Source organism: Occallatibacter sp., from assembly GCF_049510455.1.
Classification (GTDB): domain Bacteria; phylum Acidobacteriota; class Terriglobia; order Terriglobales; family Acidobacteriaceae; genus Telmatobacter.
This window is the reverse complement of sequence record NZ_JBEKYX010000008.1, coordinates 12,967-27,033: the sequence shown is the minus strand read 5'-3', so window position 1 is coordinate 27,033 and position 14,067 is coordinate 12,967. Positions and strand designations below refer to the sequence as shown.

15 protein-coding genes are annotated in these 14,067 nt (G+C 58.2%); 8 read left to right on the top strand and 7 right to left on the bottom strand.

What is annotated here, in order from left to right; translation table 11 throughout:
* Positions 1–326 precede the first annotated feature (326 nt).
* Both thrB and thrC read right to left on the bottom strand, forming a co-directional pair.
* A complete protein-coding gene (thrB, locus tag ABSG47_RS02680) occupies positions 327–1,259 on the bottom strand; it encodes a homoserine kinase (protein ID WP_424166035.1) in 933 nt (310 codons plus the stop codon).
* Entirely contained in the window at positions 1,256–2,608 is a 1,353-nt protein-coding gene (gene thrC / locus ABSG47_RS02675; protein WP_424166032.1) for a threonine synthase, read from the bottom strand. Before thrC ends, thrB begins: the two co-directional genes overlap by 4 nt.
* A gap of 57 nt (positions 2,609–2,665) precedes the next feature.
* Between thrC and modA the strand changes: the two genes are divergently transcribed.
* The 3 genes from modA (at position 2,666) to ABSG47_RS02660 (ending at position 4,983) form a co-directional block, all read left to right on the top strand.
* Positions 2,666–3,448, top strand: a complete 783-nt coding sequence (gene modA, locus ABSG47_RS02670; RefSeq protein ID WP_424166030.1) for a molybdate ABC transporter substrate-binding protein — start codon at positions 2,666–2,668, stop codon at positions 3,446–3,448.
* Positions 3,449–3,596: 148 nt separating this feature from the next.
* Positions 3,597–4,289: a molybdate ABC transporter permease subunit gene (gene modB / locus ABSG47_RS02665; RefSeq protein ID WP_424166028.1), complete on the top strand. Its 693-nt coding sequence runs from the start codon at positions 3,597–3,599 to the stop codon at positions 4,287–4,289.
* Positions 4,282–4,983 (top strand): ABC transporter ATP-binding protein, encoded by a 702-nt coding sequence (locus tag ABSG47_RS02660; RefSeq protein WP_424166026.1) that lies wholly within the window; start codon positions 4,282–4,284, stop codon positions 4,981–4,983. Before modB ends, ABSG47_RS02660 begins: the two co-directional genes overlap by 8 nt.
* Here the strand turns inward: ABSG47_RS02660 and ABSG47_RS02655 are convergent.
* A complete protein-coding gene (locus tag ABSG47_RS02655) occupies positions 4,980–6,020 on the bottom strand; it encodes a UDP-N-acetylmuramate dehydrogenase (RefSeq protein WP_424166024.1) in 1,041 nt (346 codons plus the stop codon). The genes ABSG47_RS02660 and ABSG47_RS02655 overlap by 4 nt on opposite strands.
* 68 nt (positions 6,021–6,088) lie before the next feature.
* Between ABSG47_RS02655 and ABSG47_RS02650 the strand changes: the two genes are divergently transcribed.
* Positions 6,089–6,517, top strand: a complete 429-nt coding sequence (locus tag ABSG47_RS02650) for a BrxA/BrxB family bacilliredoxin (RefSeq protein ID WP_424166021.1) — start codon at positions 6,089–6,091, stop codon at positions 6,515–6,517.
* Positions 6,518–6,593: 76 nt separating this feature from the next.
* On the opposite strand, the gene ABSG47_RS02645 is transcribed toward ABSG47_RS02650, so the two are convergent.
* Together ABSG47_RS02645 and ABSG47_RS02640 are read right to left on the bottom strand one after the other, a co-directional pair.
* Positions 6,594–6,857, bottom strand: coding sequence for a hypothetical protein (locus tag ABSG47_RS02645; protein WP_424166019.1), 264 nt, complete (start codon positions 6,855–6,857; stop codon positions 6,594–6,596).
* A 266-nt stretch (positions 6,858–7,123) separates the two neighbouring features.
* Positions 7,124–8,380, bottom strand: coding sequence for a magnesium transporter MgtE N-terminal domain-containing protein (locus tag ABSG47_RS02640; RefSeq protein ID WP_424166016.1), 1,257 nt, complete (start codon positions 8,378–8,380; stop codon positions 7,124–7,126).
* A gap of 165 nt (positions 8,381–8,545) precedes the next feature.
* Here ABSG47_RS02640 and ABSG47_RS02635 point away from each other — a divergent pair, with 165 nt between their 5' ends.
* A complete protein-coding gene (locus tag ABSG47_RS02635; RefSeq protein WP_424166013.1) occupies positions 8,546–8,986 on the top strand; it encodes an ATP-binding protein in 441 nt (146 codons plus the stop codon).
* Positions 8,987–9,077: 91 nt separating this feature from the next.
* Positions 9,078–9,422 (top strand): STAS domain-containing protein, encoded by a 345-nt coding sequence (locus ABSG47_RS02630; RefSeq protein ID WP_424166011.1) that lies wholly within the window; start codon positions 9,078–9,080, stop codon positions 9,420–9,422.
* 75 nt (positions 9,423–9,497) lie between these two features.
* Here ABSG47_RS02630 and ABSG47_RS02625 read toward each other — a convergent pair whose 3' ends face one another.
* Together ABSG47_RS02625 and ABSG47_RS02620 are read right to left on the bottom strand one after the other, a co-directional pair.
* Positions 9,498–10,079, bottom strand: a complete 582-nt coding sequence (locus ABSG47_RS02625; RefSeq protein ID WP_424166008.1) for a LemA family protein — start codon at positions 10,077–10,079, stop codon at positions 9,498–9,500.
* 97 nt (positions 10,080–10,176) lie between these two features.
* Entirely contained in the window at positions 10,177–11,025 is an 849-nt protein-coding gene (locus ABSG47_RS02620) for a TPM domain-containing protein (protein WP_424166005.1), read from the bottom strand.
* An 80-nt stretch (positions 11,026–11,105) separates the two neighbouring features.
* Between ABSG47_RS02620 and ABSG47_RS02615 the strand changes: the two genes are divergently transcribed.
* Entirely contained in the window at positions 11,106–13,190 is a 2,085-nt protein-coding gene (locus ABSG47_RS02615; protein ID WP_424166002.1) for a S9 family peptidase, read from the top strand.
* A 114-nt stretch (positions 13,191–13,304) separates the two neighbouring features.
* Entirely contained in the window at positions 13,305–14,060 is a 756-nt protein-coding gene (locus tag ABSG47_RS02610; protein ID WP_424165999.1) for an energy transducer TonB, read from the top strand.
* The last annotated feature ends 7 nt before the right edge of the window (positions 14,061–14,067 follow it).

The following is a 14,067-nucleotide window of genomic DNA, read 5'->3' as shown; positions in this document are numbered from 1 at the left end:
TGACGGAAAGTCGCAAGCCGGGGAACCTGACACTACAGCAGTGAAAGCCGGGCGAGGCGCAAAATTCGGGCGCAAAATTAAAGCGCCCGGATTCCTATTATGGAATCTCGGGCGCTAGAGCAGCCCTCCCCCAGAACTGCCCACGATGCGTAGAGTATGGTTTCCGCGACTGAGAAGCAAGTTATCTTAAGTAATCCAAAAGTAATCGAAGTTTCATAATATGGAACACTTATTGAAAATTTGAAACGCTCAAAATTCAGAAAAGAGAAAGAAATAGCAAGCTTTTAACGGCTTTATGCCCTCTTCCTTCCGTAATAGTAAATCGATTACTGCTCAATTTTTGGCCCGAAAGTTGTACCCGAGGCCGCGAATTGCGCGACAACCAACTCCGCGGATGGAAGCCCTTGCAGCGCCGCTTGAATAGTGGCGGTTGCCGTCTGAATGCTCTCTTGGCTCTCCACAATGACAAGTACAGCCGGTCCGGCGCCGCTGAGAGAGACGCCGAGGATTCCCTGCCCCCCGGCAAGCGGAAGGAGCGGCGGCAGCAAATGACATATTTCGCCTCGGTACGGCTGGTGGATGCGATCCCGCATGGCGTGCGCAAGCAGGTCGCCTCTTCCCTGCGCAAAGGCGGCGGAAAGCAGCGCCGCAGCCTGCAAATTGGCCACAACGTCAGCGCGCCCATAGCTTTCCGGCAGCACCGAGCGAGCCTTGCTGGTGGCCAGAGGCTCGGATGGCAGGACGACGATAGCGCGCCATGCCGCCGGAGGGGCTATGCTCGTAAACCAGACGCGCTCAGGCCGGGCGCTGCCGGCGAATTGCGCCGCAGCCACGAAGCCTCCGTGCCAGCAGGCGGCCGCATTGTCCGGATGACCTTCAAGAAGCGCTGCTTCCTCAAGGATTCGCTCGGCGGACCAGCCAAGCTCACCGAAGTGGACGGCCAGAGACAGCGCGGCAAGCCGGCCCGCGGCTGAGGACCCGCAGCCCATTCCGAGTGGGATCTCGTTTCGCATCCGGATGGCCAGCGGGACGACAGGACGGCCCTCTTTCACCAGCACATCGCGATAGAGGTCGAGCACCAGGTTGTCTGTGAGGCGCGCGCAGCGCTCCGCATCCCGGCCCGTTGCGTCAATCGAGAACTCCGCTGCCGGCGCGGCCTCGATTTCAAGATAGAAATCGAGCGCCACGGCAACGGCGTCAAAGCCCGGCCCAAGGTTTGCGGAACTTGCCGGAAGCCGGATGAAGAAGGGCTCACTCATGCGCCGGCGTCCTTGATGGCCGCCAGCACGGCCGCCGGATCGGCATCCATGGAGATTGCGTTGCGGCGGAGCGGCTCGATGAACTGTTCAAGGCCGGCTTTTTCCTCTTCGCGCAACAGCGTGCCACGGTGAAAATCGATTGTGTAGTCGGCGTCCTTGAGCGTGTGCCCTGTGAGCACCAGCACCACTACATCGCTTGAACCGATCAGCTTCCTGGCGCGCAGTTTTTTCAAGCCGGCCAGCGTAACGGCGGAGGCTGGCTCACATCCCAGGCCCTCCGCACCCAGCTCCGCTTTGGCAATGGCGATCTCAGCTTCGGAAACATCGATGCACCAGCCGCCTGTGTCGTGAATAATTCTAGCGGCTTTGCGCCACGAGGCTGGGCTGCCGATGCGGATGGCGGTGGCGCGTGTGTTGGCCTCGACCGGCTCCAGCACCGAGGAGCCTTGTGCAAGCATGCGTACCAGGGGGTTGGCGCCTTCTGCCTGAATAATGGAGATGCGTGGCATGCGAGCGACAAGACCGAGGTCTTTCAGCTCCTTGAAGCCCTTGCCAAGCGCGGAGCTGTTGCCGAGATTGCCGCCGGGCACGATGAGATGATCGGGCACATTCCAGTCGAGCGCCTCGGCAATCTCAAAGGCGGGAGTCTTCTGACCCTCCAGGCGATACGGATTCACGGAATTGAGAAGGCTTATTGGTTCTGTCTGGACAATCTGGGTGAGCAGGCGCAGGCAGCCATCGAAGTCTGTTTTAACCTGGCAGGTGACGGCGCCGTAATCCATGGCCTGCGAAAGCTTGCCCCATGCGATTTTGCCTTCAGGAATCAGTACAAGGCTGCGCAGGCCGGCGCGGGCGGCATAGGCCGCCATTGCGGCGGATGTGTTGCCGGTGGAGGCGCAGGCCACCCACTCAAAGCCACGCTCGCGGGCTACGCTGAGCGCGGCCGTCATGCCGGTGTCTTTGAAAGAGCCAGTGGGGTTCATGCCCTGATGCTTGGCGAAGAGTTGATCGATGCCGAGAGACTTTGCAGCGCGAAAGAGCGGATAGAGCGGCGTGTTGCCTTCGCGGAGCGTGACGGCATTGCCGTAGCTATCGAGAAACGGCAGCAGTTCGCGAAAGCGCCAGACGCCGGAGTGATCGAGAGTCTCAGAGGAGGAGCGGCGCTCACGCCAGAGCCACTTGAGCGCGCCTGGGTTAGGCCGATTCGAAGAGCTTTTCTGCGCCCAGCCGGGATACTCCACCTCAAACAGATCCCCGCAGGCCTCGCAGCGAAAGTCCGGACGGGCCGCAGTGCCCGCGATGCGCGCACCGCAGCCGAAACAACGTAACTGATGCAGGTTGTCGTTCATCTCTGGTGTTAGCCTATCAGCGCCGCTGCGGATTTGCCTTTACAGGGAGATAGAGGAGTGACGCGAACAGCCCGAATTGCACTGATTTTCATCGTGGGAATGGTGGCATGGTTCAGTGGAGTGGCGCAGACGCCGCTGCGCGTGGCTGCCGCTGCCGATCTGGAGCCTGTATTACCACCGATTCTGGCTGCATTTCAGCAGGCGACGGGGATTCATGCAGAGGCGACTTATCAGGCGTCAGCAATGCTGACAACGCAGATTGAAAATGGCGCGCCGTTTGATCTGTTTTTGTCCGCGGACCTGAGCTACCCGCAGCGATTGATTGATGCGGGACTTGCAGACGCGGCTGGTACGGCGGACTCATCTACGCCAATTACTTACGCGAAGGGAACGCTGGTGCTGTGGGCGCGCAAGGATGGCGGACTGCCGCAGCCATCGCTTGATCTGCTGCGGAGTCCGGCACTGAAGCGGCTGGCGATTGCCAATGCGGATCGCGCGCCGTATGGCCGCGCGGCGGTGGCGTCGCTTAAGAGCCTGGGGCTCTATGATGCGCTGCAATCGAAGCTCATTACGGCGGAGAATATCGCGCAGGCGGCACAGTTTGCTGATTCGGGAAATGCGGATGCCGGGCTGATTTCACTGACCTCGGCGCTGACGCCGCGGATGTCTTCGACCGGAAGTTATTTCGTGATTCCGCATGATCTGTATCCGCCTATTGAGCAGGGCGCGGTGATCGTCAGCAAGACTGCGCAACGCGAAGCAGTACACAAGTTCCTCGATTATCTGCTCTCACCCGCGGTGCAGACGCAGTTGGCGAAGAGTGGATTGACGCCGAAGTAGTGGGTCAGTTTTAACGCGGGGGCTAAAGCCCCATTTTTTCGGCGCTGATTCGGCGCGACTAAAGTCGTGCCCTGATACAAATCCAATTCAAACTGCCCCATTATCGACACCTGCGAAGTAGCCGCGGAAGCCGTATTCTGTTGCATACATGGATTGGCAGGCACTTCTACTCACGCTGCGGCTGGCGACGCTGACGACTGCGATTTTGCTGGTGATCGCAGTGCCGTTGGCCGCGCTGCTGGCTCTGGGCCGCTCACGGTGGCTTTCACTTATTGAAGCGATAACTGCTCTGCCTCTGGTGTTGCCGCCGACCGTACTGGGTTTCTTTCTACTGGTACTGCTGGGACCGCGCACCGCCGTTGGTCGTGGCATTATCGCCACACTCGGCCATCCGCTGGCGTTTTCGTTTTCGGGGCTTCTTGTTGGAAGCGTGATTTACAGTCTGCCGTTTGCTGTGCAGCCGATTACCGCGGGCTTTGCGGCGGTGAATCCCGCGCTGGTGGATGCGGCGCGGCTTTTGGGCGCGGACATGCCAAGGCTTGTGGGCACCGTGCTGCTGCCGCTGGCGCGGCGGTCCATTGTTGTAGCTGCTGTGCTGAGCTTTCTGCATACAATAGGTGAGTTTGGTGTGGTGCTGATGCTGGGCGGAGATATTCCTGGCGCAACACGGACGCTTTCGATTGTGCTCTACGACCAGGTGGAGAGCTTTCATTACGCGGCAGCTACGCGGACGGCGGTGGCTTTATTGGCGATGAGCATTGTGGCGCTTGTGGCAATCTATGCGACTGGGGCGGGGCGCGGATTAGGGCGAGAAATGGCACGGGAAGATCGCCGTGGTTGATTGTTCGCTCGATCTCAGGCGCGGCGGATTTCATCTGCGGATTGCATGCCGCTTTGCATCGGAGTGGACGGTGATCTTTGGGCCTTCCGGTGCTGGTAAAACAACGCTGCTGCGGGCGTTGGCTGGCCTCGAACGCGGCGGAGCGGCGCGCATCGCGATGGAAGGCGAGGACGTTGCAAGTCTGCCGCCGGGTAGACGGCGGATTGGCTTTGTTACGCAGCAGGCCGCGCTCTTCCCTCACTTAAGCGTGAACGCGAATGTTGGATATGGATTGCACGGCATGGCGCGCGACGCGCGTGTTGTGCGCGTGCTGGAGATGCTACGGCTTGTTGGCGCAGAGCATCTTGTGGGCAGCCGCAGCTCGCACCTATCTGGTGGTGAAGCACAACGTATTGCTCTGGCTCGCGCGCTGGCTCCTATGCCGCGATTGCTGCTGCTGGATGAGCCTTTCTCGGCGCTGGATGGTAAGACAAGCGATGAGTTGCTGGCGCGTTTGCAGCCGTGGCTGCGCGAGCGAGGAGTGAGGGTGATTCAAGCTACGCATGATGCGACGGATGCGTTCCTGACCCATGCCGAAGTTGTGCTGCTGCGCGATGGGCAGATCGTGGCGCAGGGTCCTGGCTTTGAAGTGCTGCAGGCGGAGCGGGAGCGGCTGGCGCGCAGCCTGAACGTGGCTCAGAGGCCTGCAAGTTAAAAGCCGAGCTGTATCGGCTCCATCTCTAATGTGACGCCGAAGCGAGAGGCCACTGTCGCGCGGATATCCTCCGCGAGCGCGAGGATTTCCACAGCCGTTGCGCCGCCGCGATTGACGAGCGCCAGCGTGTGGCGCGTGGAGATGCCGGCTGCGCCGCGCGTGTAGCCTTTGGTAAATCCCGCCTGCTCGATGAGCCATGCCGCGGGAATTTTTCTATGTTCAGGACCTGCGTCGTAGGTTGGCGGTGGGGCGCCTGCAACTGACGCGATTGCCTGCACGGCTTGCACGGGCACAACGGGATTTTTGAAGAAGCTGCCCGCGCTGTGGCAGTCCGCGTCGCCTTCGACCAACAGCATTCCTTTGCTCTGACGGATGAGGCGGACTGCGGCGGCTACTTCGACGAGTGTTGGTGTCGCTTCTGCTGGAAAGATACGTTGCAGATCGACGTATTTGAGCGTTGGCGCTCCTCCGCGCTGCAGCTTGAAATCAACGCGCGTCACGATATAGCGGCCTTTGTCTGTTGAGTTGAACCGGCTGCGGCGATAGGCAAACGCACACTCCGCTGCGGAAAATTCGACGAAAACCCGCTGCTGGAGATCGAAAGCTCGCACGCGCTGGATGACTGAAGCTACTTCCTGCCCGTACGCGCCGACATTCTGCACCGGCGTGCCGCCGACCGTGCCGGGAATGCCGGCCAGGCATTCAACGCCGGCGCAGTTGGCCTCAACAGCCTGCTGCACGAAAGCGTCCCAATCTTCTCCCGCAGCGACGCGGAAGAGAACCTGATCTGCGCTCTCGCTTTCAATGACCTCCACGCCGCGCAGAGCGATGTGAAGAACAAGCCCATCGAAGCCTTTGTCGGAGACGACGAGATTGCTGCCTCCGCCGAGCACGAAGAGTGGAATTCCCTTCTGCTGTGCCCACGTGCTGCCCTCAAGAATCTCTTCTTCTGAGTGCGCCTCAAGAAAGTAGCGCGCGGGTCCGCCGACTCCCAAAGTTGTGAGTGGAGCTAATGGCTTGTTCTCGATCGGATGCATCGTTTCAAGGCTACACCGGCGAAGTTGGTAGAATAGAGACAGGCAACGACCCTTGCCCGGAGGCAGCAATGTACCCAGAGATAATGGTGATTCCGATGCGCGAGGAACTGGTTCGCGCAGGAATCGTGGAAACGAAGACGGCAGATGATGTGGATGCGGCGATTGCTCAGTCCGGAACCACGATGGTGGTGGTGAATTCGATCTGCGGCTGCGCAGCGGGCAAGATGCGCCCCGGCGTGCGGCTGGCTCTGGCAAATGCCACCACGCAGCCGGATCAGAAGATTACCGTCTTTGCCGGACAGGATCGCGAGGCCACGGATCGCGCGCGCGGCTACTTTGAAGGTCATCCGCCGACGTCTCCTTCCGTTGCGATTATGCGCGATGGCAAGCTGGTGTACATGATGCCGCGCTTTGTGATTGAGCAGGCAACGGCGCAGCAGATTGCCGGCGAGTTGATCCGCGCGTTTGACGAGCATTGCGCGAAGGCTACTGCTTAGCTTCTGCTTCGCTAGATTGCCAATCGCGAACCACCATCCAACAAACGATGGAGACAGCGCTGCTAAGTCGTCGTGCCTACTCGCAGAAGACGCGGACCTTGGCCTTGTTGCCTTCCGCGCCGTTCATTTCCACGGTCAGATACTCAAGGTGATCGACTAACTCCTCGAGGTTTTCCGGCTTGATCTGCGAGAGCGTCAACGGCACGCCATGCCTGCTCAGCGCTTCATCAAACTGGCCGTGAGCCTGCTGGGGAATCAGCGCAGCCAGCCGAACGCCGGTGCGCAGAAGCTGCATGGGCACGCGAACGTTGACGGTGGTCAGACCCTTTTTTCCAGTCATGGATTCATCGGTGGGGCACCCGAACTTTATATCTTCGGGAGAGATGCTTTCAACAAATCAATTTAGGCAAATATCCCCGCGCGACAAGTATGAAGGTTCACATGCTGTGTAAAAGCCCGGGGCTGAAGCCCCTTAATTTCTCTTCCCGGCTATTTTCAGTGGCCTAAAGGCCACTGCTCCCTCCGACTGGATGCTTACTTGCTTAGCTGGGATACTTTCCTTAATTTATTGTTCCGCGCAGGAAAAATCGTTCGAAAATTAAAAATCTACAGCCTCTCCCGCAAAAAGCTGATCACGTGATCCGCATGAACCACGCCAACCATCCGCCCCAGACTATCGACAACAGGCAGGGAATGCAGATTGTACTTATCAAATATCTCCGCCAGCTCATTCTGCCGCCGGTCAAACGGGCACGACAAAACACGCGACTCAGCCAGTACGCCGATGTGGGTCTCCGGCTGCGCCATCACCAGCCGCGCCAGCGAAACCGATCCACGCAGAGCGCGACGCTCGCCGAGAAGGTAAATTTCCGTAACAGTTTCCGGATCGCCGTCAAAGTCCTTAAGCGCCTGCACCGCCTGCGCAACCGTAGCCTCATACGCCACAGCAACGAACTCCGAAGTCATCGCGCCGGCAGCAGAATCCTCATCAAATTCGAGAAGCTCCTCAACCTCCTGGCGCTCCTCCGGTTCCATCTCTTCCAGGATGGCGTCAGATTGCTCCTCCGATAGCTCAGCAAGCAGATCAGCCGCAGCCGCCGGATCCATCTCCTCAACGATGTCGGCAATTTTCTCATCGTCGAGCTTTTCAAGCAGAGCCTTCTGCAGCTTGGGATCGGCTTCTTCAAGAGCCTCAGCAGCAACCTCTTCGTCGAGCGCAGTGAAGATGGCTTCACGCTCGGCAGGCGGTAAATCTTCGAGGATCTCAGCCAGATCGGAGGGATGTATGTCGTTCAAGCGCTCATGCTCAATCCGCAGCTTGACGCGGCGAGCAGGATCGACCTCGATGACATCGACAAACTGCCAGGGAATGCCGCTTGCGGCAAACCGGCGCGAAAGAGTTTCAAGCGTGGCGCGGGGCAAAAGGCCCTTGAAGATGCGACGGACAGCTCCCCGCAGCCCAACTTCTACTTCCGCGACGCGAAGCAGGTGAGCAGAGCCACGGCCCAGCCACTCAAGGTCCACATCGTTTACGCGGACCACCTTGCGGCCATGGACATCGATGATCTGGCGGTCAATGAGGTCCTGCTGAAGATAGAGGTAGCTGCCCTGGTCTTTGAGCGGCACAAGGGCACCGGAGGTACGCAGCTCAAGTGTGCCTGCCGGCGTCTCCATGACCTCCTCTGAGGGAACAATGGCAAGGCCGGAACGTGTTTTGAGCACAAGGCCGGCCACGCGGCCCGCATCCGCGCCGGTCGCAACGGCTATGTCCTTCAGCTTGCCTCGAAGCGTTCCCTGCGCGTCTGTAACAGGCGTGCCAAGCAGCGCAGTAAGGCTGACGCGGCTTGTGGCGCGGAGTTGCATGATGAGAGTGTAGACTGAGCACGCGCTTTCTGTGCCGGAAGAAATGACGGATGCTTTTGAGGTAATCCCGCTGCTATCCTTGACACAATTCCTCCCAACCATGAAACTTCCGTCAGGCGGCTAGTGCCTGCACGATCTGAGCAAACGAAAAGGGCCCATACTGACTTGAGCGAACCAATTGCAGGCCGCCTGACCCTCCAGCTCGCCTCCACCATGGAGAGCGTCTCTGAGATTGAATCCGCAGCGGAGAAGATGGCCAGCGCAGCCGGCTTCGACGAGGATGATGCCTTCCACATCACAATGGCCGTGCGCGAGGCCGCGGTGAACGCCGTGCTGCATGGAAATGAATATGACCCGGCAAAGAAGGTAACGGTCGCATTTGAAGACAACGGCACTTCACTCGTATTTAAAGTGAGCGATGAAGGCAAGGGGCTCGACCCCGATTCCCTGCCCGACCCGCTGGCCGCGGAAAACCTGCTTCGCGGCACGGGAAGAGGCATCTTTCTCATCCGTTCGTTCATGGATGAGGTACACTTTCGACAATTGCATCCAGGCACGGAAATGACGCTGGTGAAGCACCGGCCGCAGACGGGGGCCTCGGCCTGAACCCGGCGCCGGGCGCGCCGTAACTATTTTCCAACAAGGAAAGCCTCGCCCGGATGCTATAACTTATGTACAGAATTAAGGAGGAGTTTCCGTGGCACTAACGATTGCTTCCCGTGAAGTGGATGGCGTAACAGTTCTGGATCTTGGCGGTCGCATCACCCTGGGCGAAGGCAGCGTGCAGTTGCGCGAGGCCATCCGCGATCTGATCAGCAAGGGTTCCAAGAGCACTTTGCTGAACCTGAGCGACGTAAACTACATTGACAGCTCAGGCCTGGGCGAGTTGGTGAGCGCTTACACGACATCCAAAAATCAGGGCGCGAGCCTGAAGCTGCTGGGCTTGACCAAGAAGGTCAAGGATGTGCTGCAGCTGACCAAGCTGTACACCGTTTTCGACATCTACGACGACGAAGCCAGCGCCATCGCCTCCTACAAGTAGCAACAACCCTTGCATTGAAAAAGGCCATCCGAATGGATGGCCTTTTTCCGCTGCTCGAATCTTTCGACCGCGGTCTTAGAACTTGACCTGGGGCGCATTGCGCGAGGCGGCGTTTGCTTCAAAATACGCGTCCTCGTGAGCCTGGAAGCCGAGCATTCCAGCCCAGATGCTATTGGGAAAGGAACGAACGTAGGTGTTGTAATCGCGCAGTACGGTGTTATAGCGTGTGCGCGAGACCTTGATGCGGTTTTCCGTTCCGGCAATTTCATCCTGCAGGCGCATGAACTGCTCGTTCGACTTGAGCTGCGGATAGTTTTCCGTAAGCGCAAGAAGGCGACCAAAAGCTCCGTCCAGCGTGTTGTTGGCGGCAATCTTATCCTGCGGCGTGTGCGCGTTGAGCAGGCCCGCGCGAGCATTGGCAATGTCACCAAAGACCGTGGTCTCCTGCTTGGCGTAACCCTTGACGGTTTCCACCAGGTTAGGAATCAGATCGGCGCGACGCTGCAGGTCCGCGTCCACATTGGACCAGGCATTTTTCACTGCCTCGTCTTTTTGCACCAGTTGATTCTGTGCGCCTTTAAAGCTGAAGAAAACAAACAGCCCCGCCAGAAGCAAAGCTCCAACCACTCCAAGAGATACCAGACATCCCTTGCCCATACAGTTACATTCTCCTTCCGCCCACTGAGGGGCGAACTACAAAACTCTGCAATCCACAAATGGCACCGCCGGCGCAGCCGCCTGGCGGCCAGTACTCCTACCAGCTACCGCCCGATCCGCCGCCGTCAAACCCACCGCCGTCGCTACCACCGCCGCCAAAGCCGCCAAAACCCGATCCGCCGCCTCCGCCGCTGTCACCACCGCCGCCACCCCAGCCTCCGCCGCCACGGGGTCCGCCAATGCCCGAGAGGAAAAGTCCCCAGCCCAGCCAACCCAGAATGCCACGTCCCGCGCCGAAAACGCCGAAGAGAATCAGCAAAAAGAGAACGAAGAGAATCCCGCCCCATCCCGAGCTATGGTGTACACGACGCCCCGGCTGCACGGCCAGTTGGCCATTTCCCGCATCCTGCAGCGTGACATTGGCGTCCTTGGCGATAATCTCGCCAACCCGGCCCACCGCGCCCAACAGCGCCGAGTCGTAATCGCCCGCTCGCAGGCTCACCTGCATCTCGCGGCCAATATCGCCCAGCAACCCATCCGGCAAAATGCCCTGCAAACCAACTCCGGCGTCGATGCGATACTTGCGATCGTTAACGGCAAGCAAAATCAGGACACCTTTTCTCGCATTGGCATCCGTGCCTTGCCTGCCCATCCCCCACTTGCTCTCAAGCTGAACCGCCCAGTCGGCGGGGTCTTCCCCGTCCAGCGTCTTCACCGTCACCACGGCGATCTGAGCATTGGCCTGTGAGTGGTCTAACTGGCTGCAAATACGGTCGATACGAGCGATAGCCGCAGGAGACAGAACGTGGGCGAAATCGCTGACATAGTCTGTTGGCTTGGGAAGGCTATCGACGCTCTCGGCGTGAAGAACGAGGGCGGAAAAGATCAGAATGGCGGCTGCAAGCAGCCGGGCTCCCAACTTGAAGGAGCGCGAAAAGGCGTTCATCGCTCTCCATTGTACGTTGCCGCGCAGCAGAAAGTTCCGTGAACCGATTCGCGGCGGCAAGACTCTAAACTAATACTGAAATGATCGAGAATCCGCTTCCTTCGCCGCCCATCGCTCGCACCGAACACACGGAAACCATTCTTCACGGCGTTACGCTCACGGATGAGTACGCCTGGCTGCGGCAAAGAGAGAATCCTGAAGTTGTGGCCTATCTGGAGGCAGAGAATGCCTACACCGAGGGAGTAATGGCTCCGCAGGAAGCACTCCGGGGTGAACTGTATCAGGAGATGCTGAGCCACATCCAGCAGACGGATGTTTCGGTTCCTCACCGCGACGGCGCGTGGTGGTATTACACGCGTACGGAGGAGGGATTGCAGTACGCCATCCACTGCCGCAAGCGCGGCGGCAAATCGGGACCGGACAAAAACGCGCCAGAAGAAGTGATCCTGGATGGCAATGTTTTGTCGAAGGGCCATGCGTTCTTTGCAATCGGCGCAACAGATATTTCCGATGATGGACGCTGGTTGGCCTGGACCGCGGATACCACCGGCTTTCGGCAATACACGCTGCGAATCAGGGATCTTGAAACCGGCCATGATCTTCCAGGTGAGCTGTTGCGCGCGGGTTCCGTGGTGTGGGCGGCAGACAATATGACGCTCTTTTATACAGTGGAGGACGAAGAGCAGAAGCGACAGCATCAGCTATGGCGGCATCTGCGGGGAACGCCATACGCCGCGGACGCGCTGGTATATCAGGATGACGATGAGCGCTTTAACGTCGGCGCAGGACGCACCCGTGACGGCAAGTTTCTTGTGTTGGAGTCACACAGCCATACCACCAGCGAGTGTCATGTTCTGGAAGCCGACGACTCAGACGGCAAGTTCCGCTTAATTGCGCCGCGCGAGGATGAGCACGAGTATTTCATTGAGCACCGCAATGAGCAGTGGTTCATCCGAACCAACGACAAGGGGCGCAACTTCCGGCTCGTAACGGCGCCTGTGGATGCGCCACAACGGGAAAACTGGACCGAACAAATTCCGCACAGAGCCGATACCATGCTGGAGGATGTGGACCTCTTCCAGGATTTCTTCATTGCCTGCGACCGCGAGAATGGGCTTCCGCGTCTTCACATTTACAAGTTTGCGGGAAAAGAGCCGAAGAGTGCACCCGCGGGTGAAATCAGCTTTCCGGAGCCGGCGTACAGCGCCTATCCGCATGTAAACCGCATCTTTGATACAAAGACGTTTCGCTATTCCTACCAGTCACTGGTTAGCCCGAGTTCAGTGTATGAGTACGACCTTGCAACCGGAGTTTCAGAGCTGCTGAAGCAAGTGGAGGTGCCGGGAGGATTTGACCGCACGCTCTACGCCAGCGAGCGCTTGAATGCCACGGCGGAGGATGGCGTGCAGGTGCCCGTCTCCATTGTGTATCGAAAGGACACACGCAAGGCTGGCAGCAATCCTCTGTATGTGTACGGATACGGGTCTTATGGCTATGCCCTTCCATTGGGATTCAATTCAAACCGGCTGAGCCTGCTGGACCGCGGCCTGGTGCTGGCTTACGCGCACATCCGCGGCGGGGGCGACCTGGGCGAGACATGGCACGATGCGGGCAAGATGTTAGTGAAGCGTAATACCTTTACGGACTTCATTGCCTGTGTGGACCATTTGATCGCGGAGGGATATGGCGATCGGTCACGCGTGGCGATTGAAGGCGGATCTGCGGGCGGACTGTTGATGGGTGCGGTGACAAATATGCAGCCTGAGCGATTTCGAGCCGTGCTCTCTCACGTTCCGTTTGTGGATGTGATGAATACGATGCTGGATGCATCGCTTCCGCTGACTGTGCCTGAATATGAGGAGTGGGGCAATCCGAATGAGGAAACTTACTTTCAATATATGCTGAGTTACTCGCCTTACGATAACTTGAAGGCCGCGAGCTATCCGGCGATGTTAGTGAAAACCAGCCTGCATGACAGCCAGGTCATGTACTGGGAGCCCGCGAAGTATGTCGCAAAATTGCGGACACTGAAGCAGGATGCAAACCCACTGCTGCTCGTAACGAACATGAAGGCCGGCCACGGCGGCGCTAGCGGACGGTATGACTACCTGGAAGAGATCGCGTTCGATTACGCGTTCCTGCTGAATGAACTGAAAGTAGTGTGATACATTTGCCCTGCAATCAGGTGAGACAAAATGCAGTTAAGATCCAGCAGCGCACTTTGCCTGGCGCTGATATGCACATGCGGCTTCTCAGCACCGCAAGAGAAGCCGCAGAACATGACGAAGGTTTACAGGGTCGGTAAAGATGTAACCACGCCGGAGCCCGTTCCAAAAGATTACTCTGCGGTTCTTGTCTCCACATGCGATCGAACAAAGCCTGTCAAAAGTGACATGAAGCTGGTAGTCGATCCAACAGGCTTTCCACAAGATGTCTCAGTAGATCAATCCACCGACCCTGACGTAGCTCAACTCTTGCTGCAGTGGATGGCGGCTGTAAAATTCAAGCCCGCTCTACGGGACGGCAATCCGATTGCAGCAGGTATATCCGATCGTATCGAGGTTGGCATCTGTTACGCAAAAGAAACAGACCAGGTAGGGAACCCAATCACTCGCCTGCATCTCAATTCCGCACCGATTCATAAAATTTCTCCCTGGAAAGATGCGCCGCCCGAGATACAATTTTTTGTCTCCGGCAACGACTCTCAAAGCGATACAGCCAGCAAACCTGCTCAGAATGACGCAGCGGTCGAGTATATAGCCAAAGGCATTACTCCTCCAATTCCCGTCTATACCGTCGATCCGCACTATTCGGAGGAAGGTCGCAAGAAGCACATTCAGGGAGAATGCATGGTGCAGGTCATTGTGGACGCTCAAGGCATAATTCAGAACGCGCGAATTGTAAAACCGCTCGGCTATGGTCTGGATGAAATGGCAATCGAAGCAGTAAAGAGCTACAGGTTCAAGCCAGCCAGGAAAGATGGCAAACCGGTGCCGGTCTATATAACCATCGCAATCAACTTCCGGCTAAGGTAGAGCTATC

Bases quoted from the DNA above. Each gene is read 5' to 3' on its own strand.
- thrB (WP_424166035.1), bottom strand. From the start codon at position 1,259: ATGAGTGAGCCCTTCTTCATCCGGCTTCCGGCAAGTTCCGCAAACCTT.
- thrC (WP_424166032.1), bottom strand. From the start codon at position 2,608: ATGAACGACAACCTGCATCAGTTACGTTGTTTCGGCTGCGGTGCGCGC.
- modB (WP_424166028.1), top strand. From the start codon at position 3,597: ATGGATTGGCAGGCACTTCTACTCACGCTGCGGCTGGCGACGCTGACG.
- ABSG47_RS02655 (WP_424166024.1), bottom strand. From the start codon at position 6,020: ATGCATCCGATCGAGAACAAGCCATTAGCTCCACTCACAACTTTGGGA.
- ABSG47_RS02650 (WP_424166021.1), top strand. From the start codon at position 6,089: ATGTACCCAGAGATAATGGTGATTCCGATGCGCGAGGAACTGGTTCGC.
- ABSG47_RS02645 (WP_424166019.1), bottom strand. From the start codon at position 6,857: ATGACTGGAAAAAAGGGTCTGACCACCGTCAACGTTCGCGTGCCCATG.
- ABSG47_RS02640 (WP_424166016.1), bottom strand. From the start codon at position 8,380: ATGCAACTCCGCGCCACAAGCCGCGTCAGCCTTACTGCGCTGCTTGGC.
- ABSG47_RS02625 (WP_424166008.1), bottom strand. From the start codon at position 10,079: ATGGGCAAGGGATGTCTGGTATCTCTTGGAGTGGTTGGAGCTTTGCTT.
- ABSG47_RS02620 (WP_424166005.1), bottom strand. From the start codon at position 11,025: ATGAACGCCTTTTCGCGCTCCTTCAAGTTGGGAGCCCGGCTGCTTGCA.
- ABSG47_RS02615 (WP_424166002.1), top strand. From the start codon at position 11,106: ATGATCGAGAATCCGCTTCCTTCGCCGCCCATCGCTCGCACCGAACAC.
- ABSG47_RS02610 (WP_424165999.1), top strand. From the start codon at position 13,305: ATGACGAAGGTTTACAGGGTCGGTAAAGATGTAACCACGCCGGAGCCC.